Annotated in this window: 17 protein-coding genes; 12 read left to right on the forward strand and 5 right to left on the reverse strand. The window is 74.2% G+C overall.

Translation table 11 applies throughout. The features are described 5' to 3' along the window. The first annotated feature begins 110 nt into the window (after positions 1-110). The 10 genes from deoC to JQN83_RS19855 all read left to right on the forward strand — a co-directional run bounded on the left by deoC (position 111) and on the right by JQN83_RS19855 (position 11,797). Positions 111-1,070 (forward strand): deoxyribose-phosphate aldolase, encoded by a 960-nt coding sequence (gene deoC, locus JQN83_RS19810; RefSeq protein ID WP_208568624.1) that lies wholly within the window; start codon positions 111-113, stop codon positions 1,068-1,070. A 5-nt stretch (positions 1,071-1,075) separates the two neighbouring features. Beyond that, a complete protein-coding gene (locus JQN83_RS19815; protein WP_208568670.1) occupies positions 1,076-2,500 on the forward strand; it encodes an aldehyde dehydrogenase family protein in 1,425 nt (474 codons plus the stop codon). Then, positions 2,493-3,317: an aldehyde dehydrogenase family protein gene (locus JQN83_RS19820; RefSeq protein ID WP_208568625.1), complete on the forward strand. Its 825-nt coding sequence runs from the start codon at positions 2,493-2,495 to the stop codon at positions 3,315-3,317. Before JQN83_RS19815 ends, JQN83_RS19820 begins: the two co-directional genes overlap by 8 nt. Positions 3,318-3,418: 101 nt before the next feature. Next, positions 3,419-3,943 (forward strand): BlaI/MecI/CopY family transcriptional regulator, encoded by a 525-nt coding sequence (locus JQN83_RS19825; protein WP_208568626.1) that lies wholly within the window; start codon positions 3,419-3,421, stop codon positions 3,941-3,943. A 10-nt stretch (positions 3,944-3,953) separates the two neighbouring features. Continuing rightward, a complete protein-coding gene (locus JQN83_RS19830) occupies positions 3,954-4,859 on the forward strand; it encodes a M56 family metallopeptidase (RefSeq protein ID WP_208568627.1) in 906 nt (301 codons plus the stop codon). Between the two features lie 271 nt (positions 4,860-5,130). Continuing rightward, on the forward strand, positions 5,131-6,384 hold the full coding sequence (locus JQN83_RS19835) for a cytochrome ubiquinol oxidase subunit I (RefSeq protein ID WP_208568628.1): 1,254 nt from the start codon (positions 5,131-5,133) through the stop codon (positions 6,382-6,384). A 10-nt stretch (positions 6,385-6,394) separates the two neighbouring features. Beyond that, positions 6,395-7,402 carry a cytochrome d ubiquinol oxidase subunit II gene (locus JQN83_RS19840; protein ID WP_208568629.1) on the forward strand — a complete coding sequence of 336 codons (1,008 nt, stop codon included), beginning with the start codon at positions 6,395-6,397 and terminating at the stop codon, positions 7,400-7,402. After that, complete coding sequence (cydD, locus tag JQN83_RS19845) at positions 7,399-9,120, forward strand: thiol reductant ABC exporter subunit CydD (RefSeq protein ID WP_208568630.1); 1,722 nt, start codon at positions 7,399-7,401, stop codon at positions 9,118-9,120. The genes JQN83_RS19840 and cydD overlap by 4 nt, the downstream gene beginning before the upstream one ends. Before the next feature lie 64 nt (positions 9,121-9,184). Next, positions 9,185-11,026, forward strand: a complete 1,842-nt coding sequence (gene cydC, locus JQN83_RS19850) for a thiol reductant ABC exporter subunit CydC (protein ID WP_208568631.1) — start codon at positions 9,185-9,187, stop codon at positions 11,024-11,026. A gap of 102 nt (positions 11,027-11,128) precedes the next feature. Next, the gene (locus tag JQN83_RS19855) at positions 11,129-11,797 is read left to right on the forward strand and encodes a permease prefix domain 1-containing protein (RefSeq protein WP_208568632.1); all 669 of its coding nucleotides are present in this window, start codon (positions 11,129-11,131) and stop codon (positions 11,795-11,797) included. A 10-nt stretch (positions 11,798-11,807) separates the two neighbouring features. On the opposite strand, the gene JQN83_RS19860 is transcribed toward JQN83_RS19855, so the two are convergent. Further along, positions 11,808-12,149: a PadR family transcriptional regulator gene (locus JQN83_RS19860; RefSeq protein ID WP_208568633.1), complete on the reverse strand. Its 342-nt coding sequence runs from the start codon at positions 12,147-12,149 to the stop codon at positions 11,808-11,810. 139 nt (positions 12,150-12,288) lie between these two features. On the opposite strand from JQN83_RS19860, the gene JQN83_RS19865 reads away from it, so the two are divergent. Further along, positions 12,289-13,287 carry a SatS C-terminal domain-containing protein gene (locus JQN83_RS19865; RefSeq protein ID WP_208568634.1) on the forward strand — a complete coding sequence of 333 codons (999 nt, stop codon included), beginning with the start codon at positions 12,289-12,291 and terminating at the stop codon, positions 13,285-13,287. Positions 13,288-13,328: 41 nt separating this feature from the next. Beyond that, positions 13,329-15,965, forward strand: coding sequence for a transposase (locus JQN83_RS19870; RefSeq protein ID WP_208568635.1), 2,637 nt, complete (start codon positions 13,329-13,331; stop codon positions 15,963-15,965). A gap of 220 nt (positions 15,966-16,185) precedes the next feature. Here JQN83_RS19870 and JQN83_RS19875 read toward each other — a convergent pair whose 3' ends face one another. From JQN83_RS19875 to JQN83_RS19890, 4 genes are all read right to left on the reverse strand, one after another. Beyond that, positions 16,186-16,779, reverse strand: a complete 594-nt coding sequence (locus JQN83_RS19875; RefSeq protein WP_088643912.1) for a GTP-binding protein — start codon at positions 16,777-16,779, stop codon at positions 16,186-16,188. 1 nt (position 16,780) lies between these two features. Beyond that, complete coding sequence (locus JQN83_RS19880) at positions 16,781-17,158, reverse strand: DUF742 domain-containing protein (protein ID WP_088643989.1); 378 nt, start codon at positions 17,156-17,158, stop codon at positions 16,781-16,783. A 96-nt stretch (positions 17,159-17,254) separates the two neighbouring features. After that, the gene (locus JQN83_RS19885) at positions 17,255-17,659 is read right to left on the reverse strand and encodes a roadblock/LC7 domain-containing protein (RefSeq protein ID WP_067304724.1); all 405 of its coding nucleotides are present in this window, start codon (positions 17,657-17,659) and stop codon (positions 17,255-17,257) included. Continuing rightward, positions 17,656-21,339: a nitrate- and nitrite sensing domain-containing protein gene (locus JQN83_RS19890; protein ID WP_208568636.1), complete on the reverse strand. Its 3,684-nt coding sequence runs from the start codon at positions 21,337-21,339 to the stop codon at positions 17,656-17,658. Before JQN83_RS19890 ends, JQN83_RS19885 begins: the two co-directional genes overlap by 4 nt. Positions 21,340-21,516 lie beyond the last annotated feature (177 nt).

Raw genomic sequence — 21,516 nt, forward strand, 5'->3', positions numbered from 1 at the left:
GGGGCACCCGGCCCGCCGGGCCCTGCGGCGACGCCAGGCAACCCGACCGCCCCCGAACCGGGGTGCTGTGACCAGGATCACCGGACTCGTGGCTGCGTAGTATTCGGGGCATGACGGCGACAACGACGTCGGCCCGGTCGGACCTGTCCGAGCTGGGGCGATCCGAGACCGCGTTGCGGACCTTCCTGCACGGCCTGCCCGGGGTGGACCAGGTCGGCGCGGAGCAGCGGGCGGCACAGCTCGGCACCCGCTCGATCAAGACCACCGCCAAGGCGCAGGCGATCGACCTGGCCATCCGGATGGTCGACCTGACCACCCTGGAGGGGGCCGACACCCCGGGCAAGGTGCGTGCCCTGGCCGCCAAGGCGCTGCGCCCGGACCCAGCCGACCCGACCTGCCCGCACGTCGGCGCGGTCTGCGTCTACCCGGCGATGGTGCCGCACGTGGCCGAGGTGCTGCGCGGCAGCGCCGTGCACCTGGCCAGCGTGGCGACCGCGTTCCCGTCGGGGCAGGCGCCGCTGGACGTCAAGCTCGCCGACACCCGGGCGGCCGTCGCCGCCGGGGCGGACGAGATCGACATGGTGATCAACCGGGGTGCGTTCCTGGCCGGTCGTTACGCCGAGGTCTACGACGAGATCGTCGCCACCAAGGAGGCCTGCGGGGACGCCCACCTCAAGGTGATCCTGGAGACCGGCGAACTGGCCACCTACGACAACGTCCGGCGGGCCTCCTGGCTGGGGATGCTGGCCGGCGGCGACTTCATCAAGACCTCCACCGGCAAGGTCCCGGTCGCCGCGACCCTGCCGGTGACCCTGGTGATGCTGGAGGCGGTCCGCGACTTCCGGGCCGCCACCGGGCGGCAGGTAGGCGTCAAGCCGGCCGGCGGGATCAAGAACACCAAGGACGCGATCAAGTACCTGGTGATGGTCAACGAGACCGTCGGCGGCGACTGGCTGAGCCCGGACTGGTTCCGGTTCGGCGCGTCCAGCCTGCTCAACGACCTGCTCATGCAGCGCACCAAGCTGACGACCGGCATTTACTCCGGTCCCGACTACTTCACCCTGGACTGAGCATGATGTTCGAATACGCCCCTGCGCCCGAGTCGCGCGCGATCGTCGACATCAGGTCGTCCTACGGTCTGTTCATCGACGGCAGGTTCGTCGACGGCGAGAACCTCGACAAGACGGTCAACCCGGCCACCGAGGAGGTGCTCGCCGAGGTCACCTGGGCCGGCGCCCAGGACGTCGACCGCGCGGTCCGGGCCGCCCGCAAGGCGTACGACAAGGTCTGGGGTCCGATGCCGGGCCGGGACCGGGCCAAGTACCTGTACCGGATCGCCCGGCTCATCCAGGAACGCTCCCGTGAGCTGGCGGTGCTGGAGTCGCTGGACAACGGCAAGCCGATCCGGGAGTCCCGGGACGTCGACCTGCCGCTGGTCGCCGCCCACTTCTTCTACTACGCCGGCTGGGCCGACAAGCTGCCGTACGCCGGGTTCGGCGCGGACCCGCGACCGCTCGGGGTGGCCGCGCAGGTCATCCCGTGGAACTTCCCGCTACTCATGCTCGCCTGGAAGGTCGCCCCGGCGCTCGCCGCCGGCAACACGGTGGTGCTCAAGCCCGCCGAGACCACCCCGCTGACCGCGCTGCTGTTCGCCGAGATCTGCCAGCAGGCCGACCTACCGGCCGGCGTGGTCAACATCGTCACCGGCGCGGGCGACACCGGCCGGGCGCTGGTGGAGCACCCGGGCGTGGACAAGGTCGCCTTCACCGGCTCCACCGAGGTGGGCAAGGCCATCGCCCGGTCGGTGGCCGGCACCGGCAAGAAGGTCACCCTGGAGCTGGGCGGCAAGGCCGCCAACATCGTCTACGACGACGCGCCGGTCGACCAGGCCGTCGAGGGGATCGTCAACGGCATCTTCTTCAACCAGGGCCACGTCTGCTGCGCCGGTTCCCGGCTGCTGGTCCAGGAGAACGTCGCCGAGCAGGTGCTCGACGCCCTCAAGCGGCGGATGGCGCTGCTGCGCGTCGGCGACCCGCTGGACAAGAACACCGACGTCGGGGCGATCAACTCGGCCGCCCAGCTGGCCCGCATCCGGGAGCTGTCCGACGCCGGGGCCGCCGAGGGGGCGCAGCGCTGGTCGCCGCCGTGTGAGCTGCCCGAGCGGGGGTTCTGGTTCGCGCCGACGATCTTCACCGGGGTCACCCAGGCGCACCGGGTGGCCCGCGAGGAGATCTTCGGCCCGGTGCTGTCGGTGCTGACCTTCCGCACCCCGGCCGAGGCCGTGGAGAAGGCCAACAACACGCCGTACGGGCTGTCGGCCGGGATCTGGACCGACAAGGGCTCGCGCATCCTGTGGACCGCCGACCGGCTGCGCGCCGGGGTGGTCTGGGCCAACACGTTCAACAAGTTCGACCCGACCTCGCCGTTCGGCGGCTACAAGGAGTCGGGCTACGGCCGCGAGGGTGGCCGGCACGGGCTGGAGGGGTACCTCAATGTCTGAGCGGGTCGCGGTACGCAAGACGTACAAGCTTTTCATCGGCGGGAAGTTCCCGCGCAGCGAGTCGGGACGGTCGTATCTCGTGCAATCCGCGAACGTGTCTCTGGCCTCCCGCAAGGACGCGCGGGACGCCGTGGTCGCCGCCCGCGCCGCCGTCAAGGGGTGGTCCGGGGCGACCGCGTACAACCGGGGTCAGATCCTCTACCGGGTGGCCGAGATGCTGGAGGGCCGCCGCGAGCAGTTCGTGGCGCTCGGCGTCCCCGGCGGCGAGGTGGACGCGGCGGTCGACCGCTGGGTCTGGTACGCCGGCTGGGCCGACAAGCTCCCCCAGGTGTACGGCGGCGCGAACCCGGTGGCCGGGCCCTACTTCAACCTGTCCGCGCCCGAGCCGACGGGGGTGGTGGCCGTGGTGGCACCCGAGTCCCCGGCGCTGCTCGGTCTGGTCGGCGTGATCGCCCCGGCCATCGTCACCGGCAACACGGTGGTGGTGGCGGCCTCCCCGTCGGCCCCGTTGGCGGCGGTGACCCTGGCCGAGGTGCTGGCCACCTCGGACCTGCCGGGTGGGGTGGTCAACCTGCTCACCGGCCGGATCACCGAGACCGCGCCGACGCTCGCCGCGCACCTGGACGTCAACGCGATCGACCTGGCCGGGGTGACCGACCGGGAGTTGGCGACCGAGCTGGAGGCCGGGGCGGCGGAGAACCTCAAGCGGGTGCTCCGGCCGGTGCCGGCCGACCACGACTGGGCGGGTGACCCGGGCCTGGGCCGGATGACCGCGCTGTTGGAGACCAAGACGGTCTGGCATCCCAAGGGGGTCTGACCGGCCGGGTCGCCGGTGGGCCGGGGCGGCACGGGCGGCCGGGGTGTCGGCCCGCCCGATGGTCCGACAGCCGGTCGTACTACCGGGGGTAGGATTGCCTGGTGACGCGGTTGGGTGATCTTGAGCGGGCGGTGATGGACGTGCTGTGGGACGTGGTCCCGGGCACGTCGGACGGGGTGACCGTGCGGGAGGTCGCCGAGGCCCTGGACGGGCGCGAGTTGGCGTACACGACGGTGATGACCGTGCTGGACCGGCTCGCCGGCAAGGGCATGGTGCAGCGGGAACGCGAGGGGCGGGCCTGGCGCTACCGGGCCGCCGCCAGCCGGGAGGCGCACATCGCCCGGCTCATGCTCGACGCCCTCGACCTCGGCGGCAGCCGGGACGCCGCGCTGGTGCGCTTCGCCCGTTCGGTGACCGGCACCGAGGCCGAGGTGCTGCGGGCGGCGCTCGGCGCGGAGGCGGGGCTGACCGGCCCCGCACCGGCCGGACCCGACGTCGGCACGCCGGCCGGGCAGGACGCCCGGCCGGGCTCCGGGACCGGGCGGCACGAGGCCGGGCTGACCGACCGGGTCGGGGACCCCCGCACCGGCCGGGCCCGGACCGCCGACGAGGCGACGGACCGGTAGGGCGGCCACCATGGCGTACGCCGTGCACTTCGCCGGGGCGATCCTGGCCTGCTGGCTGACCGCGCAGGTGTTGGCCGGGTCCACCTGGACGTGGCGGGCCCCTCGGGTCGCGATCGTCTGCTGGCAGGCGGTCGGGTTGGCCCTCGGCCTGTCCGCGATGGGCCTGCCGATGGCGCTCGGGCTGACCGCGTACGACCGGCCGACCGGCGGGGCGTTGCTGGCCCTCGCCGACGACCTGGCCCACGGCACCCTGCCGGCCGGGGTGACCGCCGTCCACCTCGGCCTGGTCGGGGTCGGCTTCGGCATCGGCGCGGTGCTGCTCGGCACCACCGTCCGCAGCGTGCACGCCGCCGTGAGCGCCCAGCGTCGGCACCGGGACCTGCTCACCCTGGTCGCCCGCCGGGACCCGACGATTCCCGGCGCGCTGGTCCTCGACCACCCCGGCGCCGCCGCGTACTGCCTGCCCGGGGTGCGCCCCCGGGTGGTGGTCAGCGCCGGCACGCTCAGCCTGCTGGACCGGGCCGAGCTGGCGGCGGTGCTCGCCCACGAGCGGGCGCACGCCCAGGAGCGCCACGACCTGGTGCTGTTGCCGTTCACCGCGCTGTGCCGGGCGCTGCCGTGGTTCCGGTGGGTCCGCGCCGCCCACGAGCGGGTGGCCCTGCTGGTCGAGATGCGGGCCGACGACAAGGCCCGCGAGCTGCACGCCGACGCCCCGCTGGCGGGTGCGCTGCGCCGGTTCGCCGCCGCCGGGCACCGGGTCACCCCGGCCGGCGCGCTCGGCATGGGCGACCGCGACCTCGACGTCCGGATGCAGCGGCTGCTGGTCGCCGACCGGCCGCCCCGGCTGCTCGGGGCCGCCGCGCTGGCGGTGACCACCACCCTGGCCGCCCTCCCGATCTCCCTCTTCCTGAGCTGACCGCAGCCGGCCGGCCCGACCGCGCGCCGCCGGACCGCCGCACGCCGCCGGACCACGGACCAGGGCGGCGGCCCGGTCGCGCTGGTCGGTCAGCAGACCGCGCAGCCGGCGGCCACCCGGCTGGATCGGCTGCGCCCTGCCCCGCCGATCCAGCCCTGCCTGCCTGATCCGTCCCGTCCGCCGGAGTTGGCGGCGATGCCGTGCGGATGTATAGGTAGCGGGGCTACGTGTAGGCTGCCTACGAAAAGCGGGACTACGTTAGAGAGCGGTCATGGACACCCTGCTCCTCGCGCGCCTCCAGTTCGCCACCACCACCTCGATCCACTTCCTCTTCGTGGCGGTCACCCTCGGGCTGGTCACCCTGCTGGTCGGCATGCAGACCGCCTGGTTCGTCACCGGCAACCCGCAGTGGGAACGGCTGACCCGGTTCTGGGGCCAGCTCTACGTGATCAACTACGTGCTCGGCATCGCCAGCGGCATCCTGCTGGAGTTCCAGTTCGGGCTGAACTGGAGCGGGCTGTCGCGCTACGTCGGCAACGTCTTCGGGGCCCCGCTGGCGATCGAGACGCTCGTGGCGTTCTTCCTGGAGTCGACGTTCCTCGGCATGTGGATCTTCGGCTGGCACCGGCTGCGGCGCGGCGTACACCTGGCGCTGCTCTGGGGGGTCGCACTCACCGCGTACGCCTCGGCCTTCTGGATCATGGTGGCGAACGCCTGGCTCCAGCACCCGGTCGGCTTCCGGGTGCGTGACGGGGTCGCCCACCTGACCGACTTCGGAGCGTTGCTCACCAACCCCACCCTCGGCATGGCGCTGGGCCACGTGATCGCCGCCAGCCTGCTCACCGACGGCATGCTGATGGCCTCGGTCAGCGCCTGGCACCTCATCCGACGGACCGCCGACTTCGCCCTGCACCGCACCTCGCTGCGGATCGGGCTGGTCACCGCAGCCCTGTCGGTCAGCCTGGTGCAGGGGTTCGGCTTCGCCCAGTTCGGCCCGGTCGGCGACCTGCAACCCACCAAGTTCGACGCCGGCCCGACCGCCGACGCCCGGATCGCCGAGTGGACCACCCGGTTCGGCCCCGGTGACTACACCCCGCCGGTGCTGTCCAACGTCGGGCTCGGCTTCATGATCCTCATCGGGTTCACCCTGGGCTGCGTCTGGCTGCTGCTGCCGCTGCTCTGGCGGGACCTCGTGATCCGGCTGCGCTTCCCGCTCTGGCTGACCCTGTGCGCCCTGCCACTGCCCTTCGTCGCAGTCATCCTCGGCTGGCTCGCCCGGGAGGTCGGCCGGCAGCCCTGGGCCGCGTACGGGTTGCTCCCCACCGACCGGGCCGTCTCCGACGTCGACCCGGGCCTGATGCTCGCCTCGCTGATCGGTTTCAGCCTGCTGCTCGGCACTCTCGCCGTCACCAACTGGACGCTGCTCGCCCGGCACGCCGCCCGGGGCGCCACCGACCCGGCGCTCGGCCGCCCGCCCGGCGTCCTCGACGACGACGAACCCCGGCCGGCCCGCGCCTTCGCCTGAGAGGACCCCGATGCCCCTCCTCTGGTACGCCCTGCTCGGCCTCCTCTTCGCCGGCTACCTCGTCCTCGCCGGCTACGACTACGGCGTCGGGCTGCTGCTCGCCCGACGGGACACCCCGGCCGCCCACCGCGCCGGGCTCACCGCGCTCGGCCCCTTCTTCCTCGGCAACGAGGTGTGGCTGGTGGCCGCCGTCGGCATCCTCTTCGGCGTCTTCCCCACCCTGGAGGGCGAACTCCTCTCCGGCTACTACCCCGCCGTGGCCGCAGCGCTGGCCGGGGTGATCCTGGTCACCGCCGGGGTGCAGCAGCGCAGTCGGCCGACCGGGCCGGCCGACCGCCGGCGCTGGGACCGGGTGGTCGTGGTCGGCAGCGCACTCGCCGTGTTCGGCTGGGGCGCACTGCTCGCCGGGCTGCTCCAGGGCCTGCCGATCGACACCTACGGTCACGTCGCCGGGCAGAGCCACCTGGCCACCCCGTTCGTCGCCGCCACCGGGCTCGCCCTGCTCGTCCTCGTCGCCGCGCACGGTGCGACCTTCCTCACCCTGCGGCTGCCGACCGCCGACGCCCCGGTGACCGCCCGGCTGGCCCGCCGACTGCTCGCCGGGTCGCTCGCCGCCGTCACCACGGCCGCCGCGCTGGGCCTGCTCTCCGACCGGGTACGCGCAGCGACCAGCCAGCCGCTTCCCGCCGTACTGCTGCTGGTGGCGCTGGTCGGGGCGCTGGTTGCGGCCCGCGCGGCGCTGCACCGGGGCCGACCCGGGGTGGCCCTGGCCGCCACCGGCACGACCCTGGCGCTGCCGGTGGCGCTGGTCGGGGTGGCCCGTTGGCCGGCCGTGCTGGTCTCCACGGTCGACCCGGCGGCCACCGTCGGCGTCACCGACGCGGCGGCCAGCGGGCCGACGTTGCAGCTGCTGGGCTGGCTGCTGCTGCCCCTCCTGCCGGCCCTACTAGGCTTCCAGGCAATGTGCTGGTGGGTGTTCCGGGGACGGACCGACGGCAGGGCACCGGTGTACTGGTGAACCGCCGTCCCTTCGACCCGCGTCTGCTGCGCCGGGTCCCCGCGGCCCGGCGCGACCTCGCCGTGCTCGCCGCCCTCGGCGGGCTCACCGCGCTGCTGGTCGTCGCGCAGGCCACCGCCCTGGCCACGGTGCTCGCGACCGCCATCGACGGCCGGCTGGACACCACCGCGCTGGCCGGTTTCGTCGCCGCCGTCGGCGGTCGGGCCCTGGTCACCTGGGGGCAGGGCACCGCCGCCGCACGGGCCGCCGCCACCGTGAAGGCCACCCTCCGCGCCGACCTGCTGGCCGCCGTCGGCCGGCACGGGCCCGGCTGGGTCGCCGGCCAGCGGGCCGGCCAGCTCGCCACCCTCACCGGGCGCGGCCTCGACGCGCTGGACGCCTACTTCACCGGCTACCTCCCCCAGCTCGTGCTCAGCGTCACCGTGCCGGCCGCCGTGCTGGCCCGGCTGGTCTTCGCCGACTGGAGCTCGGCCCTGATCATCGTGCTCACCATCCCGCTGATCCCGGTCTTCGGCGCGCTGCTCGGCTGGCAGGCCCAGGCCGCCACCGAACGGCAGTGGCGGCGGCTGTCGATGCTCGGCGGGCACTTCCTCGACATGGTGGCCGGGCTGCCCACCCTGCGCGCGTTCGGCCGGGCCCGGACACAGACCGAGGTGGTCCGCCGGATGGCCGACGGGCACCGGGTCGCCACCATGAAGACCCTGCGGATCGCCTTCCTCTCCGCGCTGGTGCTGGAACTGGTCGCCACCCTGTCGGTGGCGCTGGTCGCGGTGCCGGTCGGCATCCGGCTGCTCGACGGCGGCATCACCCTGGCCACCGCGCTGCTGGTGCTGCTACTCACCCCGGAGGCGTACCTGCCGTTGCGGGCCGCCGGCAGCCGGTTCCACGCCAGCATGGAGGGGCTCACCGCGCTGGACGAGGCGCTGACCGTCTCCGCCGTCACCACCGGCCCGGCCGGCGCGGCGGCCCGGGGCCCCGCCGCCGGGGTGCCGGCCGGCCCGGCGGGGGTCGGGGCACGCGTCGGCACGCCGTCCGGGGCGGGCGAGATCGTGTTCACCGACGTCACCGTCGCCTACGAGCGGACCACCGCCTTGCGGGACGTCACGCTCACCATCCGACCGGGCGAACGGATCGCCGTCGTCGGGCCGAGCGGCGCCGGCAAGAGCACCCTGCTCGGCCTGCTGCTCGGCTTCGTCACGCCCACCGCCGGCCGGATCACCGTCGCCGGGGTCGACCTGGCCGACGTCGACCCCGACGACTGGCGTCGGCAGATCGCCTGGGTGCCGCAGCGGGCCCACCTCTTCGCCGCCACGCTCGCCGACAACATCCGGCTGGGCACCCCCGACACCCCGGACGCCACCCTGGCCCGCGCGGTCACCGACGCCGCACTGGACGACGTGGTGACGGCCCTGCCCGACGGGCTGGGCACCCTGCTCGGCGAGCGCGGCCACGGGCTGTCCAGCGGTCAACGGCAGCGGGTCGCCCTGGCCCGCGCCTTCCTCCGGGACGCCCCGCTCGTGCTGCTCGACGAGCCGACCGCCCGGCTGGACACCGCCAGCGAGACCATCGTCCTGGCGGCCACCCGGCGGCTGGTGGCCGGTCGCACCGCCCTGCTGGTGGCGCACCGGCCGGCCCTCCTGGCGGACGCCGACCGGGTCCTGCACGTCGCCGCCGGGCGGGTGACCGAGCTGACCCCGGCCGCAGAGGCCGGCCGATGAGCGCCCGACCCGCCTCCGTCACGCCGACCCGACCCGCCCCTTCCCTGGCGCGGGAGGCCCGCCGATGAACCCCGGACCCGTCCCTGCCGCGCGGCCCGAGCGGGTGGTGCTGCGGTTGGCCCGGCCGTACCTGGGCCGACTGCTCGGGGCCGGACTGCTCGCCTCGGCCACCGAACTCGCCGGACTGGCCCTGATGGCCACCGCCACCTGGCTGCTGATGAGCGCCGCCGGCCAGCCACCGCTGGACCGGCTGACGGTCGCCATCGTGGCCGTCCGGGCGCTGGCGGTCAGCCGGGGCGTGCTGCGCTACACCGAACGGCTCGCCGGGCACGACGCCGTGCTCCGCCTGGTCACCGACGTCCGGGCCCGGGTCTTCGCCACCCTCGCCGCCCGGCCCACCCCGGCCGGCCAGCGCACCGGGGACGCCCTGAGCCGGCTGGTCTCCGACGTCGAGGCGGTGCAGGACCTGCTGCTCCGGGTACTCGTGCCCGGGGCGGCAGCCGCCCTGGTCGGGGTGCTCGCCGTCGGTGGGGCCGCCCTGATCTCGCTGCCCTCGGCCGGGGTGCTCGCGGTCGGGCTGCTGGTCACCGGGGTGGCACTGCCGGTGCTGGCCACCGCGCTGACCCGCCGGGCCGCCGACGAGGTGGCACCGCTGCGCGGGGCGCTCGCCACCGACGCCGTCGACCTCACCCACGGTGCCGCCGACCTGGCCGCCTTCGGGGCCACCGGCCAGGCGCTGCGGACCGCGACCCGCCGCGCCGACCGGCTGGCCCGATTGGAGCGCCGGCTCGCCGCGACCGGATTCGCGGTGGACGCGGCCGGGGTGCTGGTGGCCGGACTGACCGCCGCCGGGGTGGTGCTCGCCGCCCTCCGCGCCGACGTGGCCGGGGTGCTGGTGGGGGTGCTCGCCGTCGGCACCCTCGCCGCGGTGGAGATCACGTTGGCGCTGGTCGGCGCGGCGCGGCAGTGGACCCAGCTCCGCGCGGGCCTGTCCCGGGTCGCCGCCCTGCTCGACGACCCCACCGGCGCGGCCGGCCCGGGGGCCGCCGATGGCCCGGCAGTCGCCGGTGGTCCGGGGGACGGCGGTGCTCCGGGGGACGGCGGCCTGGTGGCCGCCGATGGCCCGGGGGGCGTGGGGGCGGCGGCGCGCGACGTGCGGTTCGACGGGGTCGTCGTGCGGTACCGGGAGGGGGCCGCGCCCGCCCTCGCCGGATTCGACCTCGACCTGCCCGCCGGCCGCCGGATCGCGGTCGTCGGGCCGAGCGGCGCCGGCAAGAGCACCCTGGCCGCGGTGCTGACCGGGGCGGTACGACCCGACACCGGCCGGGTCACCCTGGCCGGTCGGGACGTGTCGGCGTACCCGCCCGAGGAGCTGCCCCGGGCGATCGGCGGCCTGTTCGCCGAGGCGTACGTCTTCCACGCGTCGGTGCGGGAGAACCTGCTGCTCGGCCGGCCCGACGCGGACGAGGCCGAGCTGGCCGCGGCGACCCGCGCCGCCGGCCTGCTGGACTGGGTGACGGACCAGCCCGACGGTTGGGACACCATGGTCGGCGAGGAGGGCGGTCAGCTCTCCGGCGGGCAGCGGCAGCGGCTCGCGCTGGCCCGGGCACTGCTCGCCGCGCCCGGCGTCCTGGTGCTGGACGAACCGACCGAGGGTCTCGACCCGGTCGCCGCCGACGCGGTACTCGCCGGAGTGCTGGCAGCCACCCCCGCCGGGCACTCCGTGCTGCTGATCAGCCACCGGCTCAGCGGCCTGTCCGGGATGGACGAGGTCGTGGTCCTGGACGCCGGCCGGATCATCCAGCGGGGGCGGCACGCCGATCTGGTCACCACCGCCGGCTGGTACCGGGACCAGTGGGTGCTCCAGGAGGCCGCCGAGCGCGGATACCTGACGCTGACGCCCTGAACGAGCCGACCCCGGCCCGCGTCCCGGAGCCGCCCCACACCGGAGCCCGGGTCCGGGAATCTCCCCGACGCGCGGCCCGCCCGGTCGTGGCAGGGTGATGCCATGCGCGCCTGCGACGAGGTAGGAATCGACGAGCGGCTGCGGGATCTGGAGTCCCGGCTGCACGGTCCGACGCGGCTACGGACCGAGCTCATCCGCGAGGTACGGGACGCGCTGGACGACGCCGCCGAGGCGTACCGGGACGGTGGCCTGCCGGCGCGGGAGGCCGAACGACGGGCCGTGGTCGACTTCGGCTCGCCTGCCGAACTTGCTCCGGCCTACCAGGCGGAGTTGGCCGCCGGGACGCTGCGCGGGTTGGCCCGGCGGGCGCTGGTGATCGCCGTGCTGCTGGCGGCCTGCGGTGACCTGACCTGGCAGGGGTCGAGCTGGAGCGGTGGGCCGCCCCCGCCCGCCGGCTACCAGGTGCTCGCCGGATCGATGCACGGCATCTGGCTGACCGTGGCCGCGGTCGCGCTGGCCGCCCTGGTGTCCGGGCGTTGGGCGGCCCGTCGCGGTCGGGCCGGCACATCCGTGAACCGGCTGCTCGGCTGGGGACTGACCGGCACCCTCACCCTCGGCGCGGTCGCCGGGGTGGCCCTCTTCGGCTGGTCGATCGCGCTGTGGGAGGCCGCCCTGACCTGGCCTCCGATGATCGTCGGCGCGGTGCTGGCCGGTGCCGCCCACTTCGCGCTCTTCCGGGCCACCCGCTTCTGGCTGGTCGCCACCCGCTGACGCTGCGGGGTCAGGCCGGCGTGGCGGGCGGGCCGGCAGGGTCGAGGAACCGGCCGACGGTGGCACTGAACTCGCGCCACCCGGCCCGTTCGCCGGCCAGCGACGCCCGACCGGAGTCGGTGAGCCGGTACGTCCGCCGCTCCCGACCGTTGACCGTGCTCCAGGAACTGGCCACGTGACCGGCCCGCTCCAACCGACGCAACGCCGGATAGATGGTGCCGGTCGGCAGATCGAGCTGGCCCGCGCTGCGGGCGCGCAGCGCCTCGATGACCGCGTAGCCGTGCAGTTCGCCCTGCTCCAGCACGGCCAGCAACAGGGCGTCGAGGTGGCCGTGCAACGCCTGAGCCTTCATACGTAGCAACGCTACTTGTCAGCTGCCCGGACCGCCAGCAGGCACGGGTTCCGGGCCTCGCCGGGGTGCGGGGTCGGCCCACGGCCGGCCGCCCATTAGGGTATGTGCCCAGAGTCACTCGGCGACCGCATGCCGCCGAGTGGGTAACCCGACGCACACGGAGGTCAGCGTGGCCCGCCAGTCGCCCCAACGGCCCGACGCCGACGAACCCGAGCTCGGCGACACCGATGGGCCGACCGGGCCCGACGTGGAGTCCGGCCCGGCCGACCGCTCGCTCTGGGACGAGCTGAGCATCGATCCGGTCGAGATCGCCCTGCCCGCCGGCACCGGTTTCACCCTCCGGGCGTACCGGGCGGCACGCGAGCTGACCCCGACGGACGTCGCCGAGCGCGACGAGGACGACCCCTTCCTGGCCCGCCGCCAGGTCGTCGAGGCCGAGGACGACGACGAGGTGGTGATCCTCGACGAGGAGTTCGCCGCACTCTCCGCCGAGGACGAGGACGACGCGGACCGCAAGGGCGTGAGCGACGGCAAGCGCGCCGGTGGCAAGGGCACCGACACCCTCGACGCCGACGCCTCGGACGCCGACGACGACACCGACGCCTCGGACGCCGACGAGGACGCGGATGCCGACGACGACACCGACGGCGACGAGGAGGTGCCGGTCTTCCTGAGCCACAAGGGCCGGCTGCTGCTGTTCAAGACGCCCGAGTCGCTCGTCAGTTTCATCCGCTCCGGGGCACCCAACGACCTGTCTCAACTGGACGGTTGGAATGAACTGTCCGAACGGGTGGAGCCGGCCGACATCGCCCCGCGCGACGAGGACACCTACGAACTCGACCTGGTCGTGGAGAACCTGCGCGGTGGGCACGACACGTGGGACCCGACCCTGCTGATCGAGGCCGGCGAGGTCGCCCGTGACCTGTCGTACGCGCTGCGGCTACCCGCCGTGCTGGACATGCTCTCGGCCGGCTCCAGCCTGGACGATCTCGACGAGGCGCTGCGCGCTTCTGTCAACGGCGGAGTCGGTGGATTTCTCGGCCGTAGGCGGCTGAAGAAAATCGGTGCCCAGACCGCAAGCTTGGGGTGGCGCACCATTGTCGGCAAGATCTCTGCCGTCGTGGACTGGCGCGACTGACCCCGAACGGGGAGCATCAGTGGCTGGCAGAGAATAGACCTGTGTCCCGGGAGGAGGACGACGCCGTGGCGCTCGTGCGCGTGTACTGCGGTCTGGCCTCGGCAGATCCGGCCGACCGACCGGCCTCGGCCGGATCGACGCTGACGTCCGCCGTGGTCGACGACGCAGGCCGTCTGCTGCACGTCTACGAGATCAGCGACGACGCGGCGGGTTACGCCCAGCTCGTCACGCTGCTCGTCGAACGGTCGGGCGGGCCGAGCGGCGTGGCGATCGCGGCCGACAGCGACGACCACACGGTCACCTCACTGCTGAGCGCGGCGGGCCGTCCACTGGCGATCGCCGACGACGACTCGGTCGACGACTTCGCCGAGCGGTTCGCCGACGACGACTCCCTGGAGGAGATGCAGTCCGCGCCGGCCGAGCGGCGGGCGGTGGGCCTGGCCCGCGCCCTCCAGGCCGGCGCGCTCTCCGCGGTCACCCTGCCCGCTCCCCGGGACCTGGCCGGCTTCAAGCAGGTCCTCGCCGCGCACGCCGCCCTGTCCAGCGGCCGGCACTCCGCCGCCGTGGCCCTACGCGAGGTGCTCCGCGAGTTGTATCCGGCCGCCCTGCGGGCGTACCCGGACCCGGCTGATCCGGTGGCGTTGGCCGTCCTCGACGCGCTGCCCGAGCCGAACATGCTCACCGGCACGGCGGCCCGGGGCCGCGACATGTCGGTCGCCGCCGAGGCGGTCACCGCACACCTCACCGCCGACGGGGTGGCCGAGGCCGGGGAGATCGAGGCGGCGGTCACCGCGCTGCGGGTCGCCATCTCCGAGACCCCGCGCCGGGCCACCGTCAACCGGGCGCTCACGTCCGCCGTCGCCGAGACCGTCCGGCAGTCGGTCGCTGCGGTGCGCGCCTGTGACGCCGGCTGCGAGGCCCTGGTGGGCGCGCTCAGCACCCGGGTCAGCGCCCCGAGTCCCATGCCCGGCCGCCGGGCTGCCGCCCGCCGGGGCGAGCAGGTCGGCGAGCTGACCGGCATCAGTGGCACCGGTCCCGGCCTGCGGCCGGTCCGAACCGCAGAGCCGGCCCCGCCGGTACCGACCGGCCGGCGGAGCCGTCCCGAGCCGGTCCCCGGCGGGGCGATGCCGGCCGCGCCCCGACCGCTCGGGCCCCCGCCGGTGGCCCCCGCCCCGATCGCCCCACCGCCGGTGGCCCCCCAACCGGTGACCCCGGCTGCCGCCGCCAACCTGCCGACCTCGGCACCACCCGCGCGTACGGACCAGGGCATGCCGCCGGGCCGGCGTGGGGGTTCGGACGCGCCGACCACCATGATTCCGCCGATCCGGCGCGGGATGGACGCCCCGGCGAACCGGCCCGTCTCGGCTCCGCCACCGCCTCCTCCGGGGATCACCCCGATCGCCCCGGCACAGCGCGGCAACGTGCCGCCCGCCGAGGCCGGTGAGCCGTTCCGGCCCACGCTGACCACCGCCGCGATCAACAACGCACGGGCCGAGCGGCAACGCACCGTGATCCCACCCCGGCCCAAGACCACCGGCGCCCTCTCGACGCCCACTGGTGGGTTCAGCGCGACCGACCTGAACGTCCCGGTGCCGATCACCCGCCCCGAGCCGGAGCCCACCGCTGCGCCGGGTTCGCGGGCGAACTGGCCCCTGGTCAACAACCCGGAGAATCCGGGCGACAGCTCGGCCAACAACCCGGTGGTGCCGGCCTATGGTGAGCGGGCCGGGCGGGCGGGCGACGCCCCCGCCGACCCGGGTGCCGGACGCCGGATCACCCCGCCCTGGCTGGCCGACGACCTGCCCCCGGAGCCGCCGATGTTGCGGCTGGTGGAGCCGCCACCGCTGGCCGACCGGGCGTTGCGGGACGGCTTGGACGCCCCCGCCGATCCGCACCTGGACACTCCCCCGCTGCGGTTGGTCGACCGGGAGGAGGCCGGCCGTCCCGGTCGGCCCAGCCGGGTCGACCGCGCCGAGCGCCTCGACCGGCCGGAGCATCTGGACCGCCCCACCCGGGTCGACCGTCCGGCCCGCCTGGACCGACCCGAGCGGGCCGAACGCCTGGACCGGCCGGAGCGTCTCGACCGGCCGGAGCGGTTGGACCGGCCCGAGCGGTCCGAGCGGCCGGAACTTCTCGACCGGCCCGAGCGGCCGGCACGCAGCGAGCGGCCGGGCCTGGAGCGGCGACCGGAGCCGGTCGAACGCCGTCCCGCGCCGATGGAGCACCGCCCGCCACCGGTCTCCGACGAGGGCGACGGCGACCTGTTGATCTTCGCCCAGGCGAAGTCGGCGTGGTTCGTCGGGCACGGCGACGAGAGCGACCTGGAGTGGTCGTCCACCGCGGACACCGGCTGGCAGGCCGCCGAAAAGGTCGCCCAGCCGGCGGTAGGTGCGGAAACCTCGGCCGGGCTACCCAAACGGGTCCCCCAGGCCAACCTCGTTCCCGGCTCGCCGCTGCGCGAGGAGCGTCCGCTGCGGATCGTCCGGGACGCCGCGAGCCTCGCCGAGAACACCACCGGCTACTTCCGGGGTTGGCGTCGTGGGCAGGAGATCGGCGGTTTCGCCGTCGGCGGCCGGCCCGGCCGTGAGGCGGCCGGCGGCTGGGACTTCAGCCGCGACCCGACCGAGCGGGAAGACGATCGGGAGTACGAGTTCCGCTCCGCCGGATACCGGTCCTGACAGTCTGATTGGTTCCACCCTGGCCCGGCCCGGTTCTTCCGGCCGGGCCAGCGTCGTCGTACCGACCGTGCGGCACCGCGTCCGCATCCTGGTGACCCCAGGGGCATCGAGGTCGCCCAGGTGGCCCCACAGCGGTCGCACGACCCGCCCGCGATCACCGCCGGGAACGCGAACGCGCCCGGTAACGGCCAGGGGCCGCCACCGGGCGCGTCGGAGCCGGTCAGGCCGGCGCGACCGCGCGCGACCGCCGCATGGTGAGGACGTACTCGACCAGCGAGATCAGCACGTGCTTGGTCGACTCCCGGTTACGGGCGTCACAGGCCACCACCGGGACGTCGGTCGAGATCGCCAACGCGTCCCGGACGTCCTGCGGGTCGTGGTACTGCATCCCGTCGAAGCAGTTGATGGCCACCAGGTACGGCAACCGCCGGTGCTCGAAGAAGTCGATCGCCGCGAAGCAGTCGGCCAACCGGCGGGTGTCGACCAGCACCACGGCACCGATCGCGCCCCGGACCAGTTCGTCCCACATGAACCAGAACCGCGTCTGACCGGGCGTACCGAACAGGTACAGGATCAGATCCCGGTCGATCGAGATACGGCCGAAGTCCATCGCCACCGTGGTCGTCGTCTTGCCCGGCACCTGCCGGGTGTCGTCGACGCCCACACCGGCGGAGGTCATGATGGCCTCGGTGGTCAGCGGCGTGATCTCCGAGACCGAGCCGACCAGCGTCGTCTTGCCGACGCCGAACCCACCGGCGATAACGATCTTCGCCGACGTCACGCGCCCGTTCGGGGCAGGCGGCCGCTGCGACATGTCAGAGCCTGCGAAGTCCACTCAGCACCCTCTCCAGCAGTTCAGTGCCCACCGCGTCGTCCGAGTCGTCCAGAATGGTCGGCTCGTGGACCGCGACCAGGCCGTCCGTCGCCATGTCGGCGATGAGCACCCGGGCCACACCGAGCGGGAGTTGCATCCGCGCCGCGATCTCGGCCAGCGACTGCACACGTCCGTCACACAGCGCGGCGATGTACTGGTGCTCCCGGCCCTGACCGCCGTTGCCACCGGCAGCAGCGCGACCGCGCACCGTCGTCTCGACGAGCGCCTCCAGGGCGATGTCGAGCCGGGGACGGGTGCGACCACGGGTCACGGCGTACGGCCGGACCAACGCACCTGTCGGTTCGTCACGATCGACCATCTCGCCACTCACCTCCTTCGCCCCCGGCACCGGCTCTCGCCCGGTGGAACCCGTCGTTGTTGTCGTCGTTCCGTGCCGACCAACTGGTCAGCCCGGTCAGCCCATCATCCCGACGGCCGTACGGGCCTGCGGGGTGAGCGCGTCGCCCACCCGGTCGACCAGCAACGCCATCTCGTAACCGACCTGACCGACGTCACAGCTGCGGGCGGCCAGCACGGCGAACGACGAGCCGTCCGAGATGGACATCAGGAACAGGAAGCCGTTGTCCATCTCGACGACGGTCTGCAACACCGCGCCGCCCTCGAAGCAGCGGGCCGCCCCCTGGGTCAGGCTGACCAGGCCGGACGCGATCGCGGCCAACTGGTCGGCCCGGTCCCGGGGCAGGTCGCGCGACGAAGCGAGGAGCAGGCCGTCGGCGGATACCGCGACCGCGTGCGCGACACCCGGCACCCGGTCGGCGAAGTTGGCCAGCAGCCAACCAAGATCCTGCGTAGTTGTCATCCTTCTTGCTCCTTCTGCCCGCTCCCGCCCGCCGGGCCGAAGCCAGACGGCGAGGATTGCTGCCCGCCCGGAGTCGCGTCCGGGTTGGTGGGGTTGTCCGAGGTGGTCCGGCCGCGTTGCACACCTCGATGGTAGGCCGAGAGCAGACCCCTGACTGCCTCCGGCGTACGTCGCTGCACCGACGCGGCCGGCTTCTCGATCGCCCCTGGCACCAGCTGCGCCATCGGCGTCCGCTTCGGCAGGCCGGTCTGGGTGGTCCCGGCCACCGGTGCCTCGGTCGCGGCCACCGCCGCCCGCCAACCGTCGTCGGCGGCGGTCTGCCAGGAGTGGGGTTGAGGGGCGGGGCGGCGGGCCGGCGGGCCGTCGCCGCGACCGGCGAATCCCCCGTTCGCTGTCGACCCGTTGTCACGCGGCACGCCCCCGGCCGGCGCGGTGTCTGCCATCGGTGCGCTACCTGTCGTCCCTGGTGCGGTGTACTGGGCCGGGTGGATGGCGGTGTCGACGGCGGACTGCGAGGCCCCCGCGCCGTTGGTCAACGACTGTCGGGCACCGGTTGACTCCTCCGGCCCCGGCTTGCGGGTGCGGAACCAGGCCGACTCCAGCTCCCGGAAGATCGGCAGTTCCATCGTCTCGTCCGCGTACCGCTGCTGGGGGACCTGCTGCGGCGCTGACGGCCGGTTGGCTGCCGGCTGCGCGGCCCGCACCGGCGGCGGCGTCGGCTGGCGGGGGGCCGGCGTCGGCTCGGCGCGCGGCACCCGGGGCAGCTCGGTGGTCATGTCCAGGGCGGCGGAGAGCCGTTCGGGGACCGGCGGGGTGGCCGTGTCCCGGTCGGGATTGGCCACCGGCGGCCAGGCCGGCGGGGCACCGGCACCCGGGGCAGCACCGCCGGAGGTGGGCCGGGACGGCAGCGGGACACCGGGCGAACCGGACACCGGCGCGGCCGGGCCGGGGTGACCGGCGTACGGGGACGCCGACACCGGGTAGCCGGACATCGGCTGACCGGAGACCGGGTAGCCGGAGACCGGCTGACCCGACACGGGGTGACCCGACACGGGCTGGCCCGACACCGGGTGACCCGACACGGGCTGGGCGGAGACCGGTGCGACCGGGTACGCCGGCGGCAGCGGCGGTGCCGACACCGGCGGGACCGGCGGAGAGCTGTACGGCCGGGCCTCCGGGCTGCTCGGCAGCTGACGCGGGATGACCGGCTGCTGGGCGGTGTTGTCCGGGTCGTCGGTGCTGCGTCGTTGGGGCAGCGGATCGATCGACTGCCCGTTGGTGGGTCGCGGGGTGAACCCGTCGCTGCCGTTGATCCCGCTGGCACCGGTGAGGTCCGACCAGGCGGGCAGACCGCGCCCGCCGTTGGCCGGGCCGGCCGAGCCGTTGCGCGGAGCCGGGTCGAAGGGCCGGCCGCCGAGGGTGACCTGGTTGCCGGAATCGCCCTGTCGGGGGGCGGGCGGTTGGCCGTTGCCGAGCGCGGGCAGCGCACCGAAGGCCGGCGGGGCACCGGCACCGCCGAAGGCCGGGGCCGTGCCGGCGCCACCGAAGGCGGGCGACGCGCCGTTGCCACCGAAGGCCGGCGAGGTGCCGCCGCCGAACGCCGGGGTCGGGGCGGAACCACCGAAGGCCGGCGCGGCACCGCCGAACTGGGGGCCGGGGCCCGGCAGTCCTGGGGTGCCCGGGGCCCGGCCGGTGAGGGCACGCGGCACCAGCACCGAGGTGGGCAGGACGACCTCGGCCACGGTTCCCCGGTCGGTGCCGGGCCGCAGCTCGACCTTGACGCCGTGCCGGGAGGCCAGCCGGGCCACCACGACCAGGCCCATCATCCGGGAGACGGCCACGTCCACCTGGGGTGGGGTGGCCAGCCGCTCGTTGAGGTCGGACAACTGCTCGGCGCTGATGCCGATGCCCCGGTCCTCGACGTAGAGCGACGCGCGGTCGCCGACCCGGCGGGCCTCGACCATCACCTGGGAGTCCGGCGGGGAGAACGCCGTGGCGTTGTCGAACAGCTCGGCGACCAGGTGGACCAGGTCGTTGACCGCGTGCGCGGAGACCTCGATGTCGCGGTCGATGACCCCGAACTCGATCCGGGTGTAGTGCTCGACCTCGGACTGGGCGGCACGCAGCACGTCGATGAGGGCGGCCGGCTCGCGCTGCACCCGGGTGGAGTCGGCACCGGCGAGGACCAGCAGGTTCTCGTCGTTACGGCGCATCCGGGTGGCCAGGTGGTCGAGCTGGAACAACTCGGCCAGGCGGTCCGGGTCCTCCTCGCCGCGCTCCAGCCGGTCCAGGTGACCGATCAGCCGGTCGACCAGGATCTGCGAGCGGCGGGCGAGGTTGACGAACATCGTCGCGACCGAGGAGCGGAGTGCGGCCTGCTCGGCGGCGGTCCGGACGGCCTCCAGGTGGACGGCGTTGAACGCCTCGGTCACCTGGCCGAACTCGTCGCGGCTGCGCACCGGCAGCGGCTCGGCGATCTGGTTGGCCAACTGGGCCGGGGACTGTTGCCCGGTGAACTGCGGGTCCCGCAGCCGGGCCACCGCCTGCGGCAGCCCGAACTGGGCGATCGACAGGGCACCCTGACGCAGCTCGCGCAGGGAGCGGGCCATCGAGCGGGCGACCAGGTAGGCGAACAGGATCGCCAGCAGCAGCATGCTGAGCAGCAGGCCGGTCTCCAGGAAGACCTGACGCTGGACGTCGGAGCGCAACTCGTCGGCCTTGGCGACGACGTCGCTGTCGAGGCGTACCTCCACGGACCGGTTGAGCTGGGCGTACGCGACCATGGCCGCGTCCCACTGGTCGGTGCTGAAGGTGAGGCCGTCGAGCTTGTCGCTGTTGAGCGCGCTGACCTGGCCGGCGTAGATGTCCGCCTGACGCCGGTCGGAGCCGGAGATGGTCTGGTCCTGGAACTCGCGCTCGGCGCGACTGGCCACCGCCTGGAAGCTCTGCAGGGCCTGCTGCTCACCGGTGTTGCTGGAGATGTACAGCTCCCGCAGGGCGGGCGTGTAAGCCTTCTGGAGCAGCACCTGGTGCACCGCGATCCGGCGGACGGAGGCGTACTCCTTGGCGCGGGCCATCGCGGCGGCGGCGCGCATCTGGTCGCTCAGGTCGTTGTCACCGGCGAGCTGGGTGGCCGAGTCACGGATGGTGATCAGATTGTTGATCAGGCCGGTGTACCGGCTGACCGCCTCGCTGAGCCGGAGCTTGCCGTTGTAGACCTGGCTGCGGATGCCGGGCATCTCCGTCAGGTCGCTGTCGATCCGGTCGAGCTGCGCCTCCAGGGTCGCCGGCAGGCCCTCGATCTCGGCGCGCTGTTGCGAGTAGGGCGACTTCGACTGGTCGACCCGCTGGTTGACCCGGTTGTACGCCTCCTGGTATTGCGCGCGGGCCTGCCCCTTCGGCGACCCGAGCAGGAGGACGGCGTTGGTGCGCTCGTCCTGGAGGGTGTTGACGAGGTCACCGGAGTAACCCACCAGGTTGGCCAGGTCGCCGGCCCGGTTGGCGTTGTTGAGCGTCTGCAGGTGGTCCACCAGCCCACTGGTGCCCACGACGACCGTGGCGATGGTCGGCACGATCATGATCAGCCCGAGCTTGGACCAGATCGGCATGTCGCGGAGCCGGCCGGCCGGCCGACGCAGACGCGACAGGAAGGAGTTCGCCGTCGTTGGCCGTTTGCTCACGTCACCGCCCTCGCGATTACAGCGTCTCCGCGTTGCCACGGGCAACGCCCAGCAGCCGACCCGGCGGGTCGGACCTCCGAGATTCCATCACGCCTCCCCTGAAAGAGAAAGCCCAGGTTGTCGGTCGCCGGAGGTGTGATGAGATGTTGATGCAATTTGATCGCAATCCGTCTTTCC

This window comes from Micromonospora antibiotica, from assembly GCF_017599305.1.
Lineage (GTDB): Bacteria > Actinomycetota > Actinomycetes > Mycobacteriales > Micromonosporaceae > Micromonospora > Micromonospora antibiotica.

Coding starts and splice junctions, on each gene's coding strand:
- deoC (WP_208568624.1), top strand. CDS start 111: ATGACGGCGACAACGACGTCGGCCCGGTCGGACCTGTCCGAGCTGGGG.
- JQN83_RS19815 (WP_208568670.1), top strand. CDS start 1,076: ATGTTCGAATACGCCCCTGCGCCCGAGTCGCGCGCGATCGTCGACATC.
- JQN83_RS19820 (WP_208568625.1), top strand. CDS start 2,493: ATGTCTGAGCGGGTCGCGGTACGCAAGACGTACAAGCTTTTCATCGGC.
- JQN83_RS19830 (WP_208568627.1), top strand. CDS start 3,954: ATGGCGTACGCCGTGCACTTCGCCGGGGCGATCCTGGCCTGCTGGCTG.
- JQN83_RS19835 (WP_208568628.1), top strand. CDS start 5,131: ATGGACACCCTGCTCCTCGCGCGCCTCCAGTTCGCCACCACCACCTCG.
- JQN83_RS19840 (WP_208568629.1), top strand. CDS start 6,395: ATGCCCCTCCTCTGGTACGCCCTGCTCGGCCTCCTCTTCGCCGGCTAC.
- cydC (WP_208568631.1), top strand. CDS start 9,185: ATGAACCCCGGACCCGTCCCTGCCGCGCGGCCCGAGCGGGTGGTGCTG.
- JQN83_RS19855 (WP_208568632.1), top strand. CDS start 11,129: ATGCGCGCCTGCGACGAGGTAGGAATCGACGAGCGGCTGCGGGATCTG.
- JQN83_RS19860 (WP_208568633.1), bottom strand. CDS start 12,149: ATGAAGGCTCAGGCGTTGCACGGCCACCTCGACGCCCTGTTGCTGGCC.
- JQN83_RS19875 (WP_088643912.1), bottom strand. CDS start 16,779: ATGTCGCAGCGGCCGCCTGCCCCGAACGGGCGCGTGACGTCGGCGAAG.
- JQN83_RS19880 (WP_088643989.1), bottom strand. CDS start 17,158: ATGGTCGATCGTGACGAACCGACAGGTGCGTTGGTCCGGCCGTACGCC.
- JQN83_RS19885 (WP_067304724.1), bottom strand. CDS start 17,659: ATGACAACTACGCAGGATCTTGGTTGGCTGCTGGCCAACTTCGCCGAC.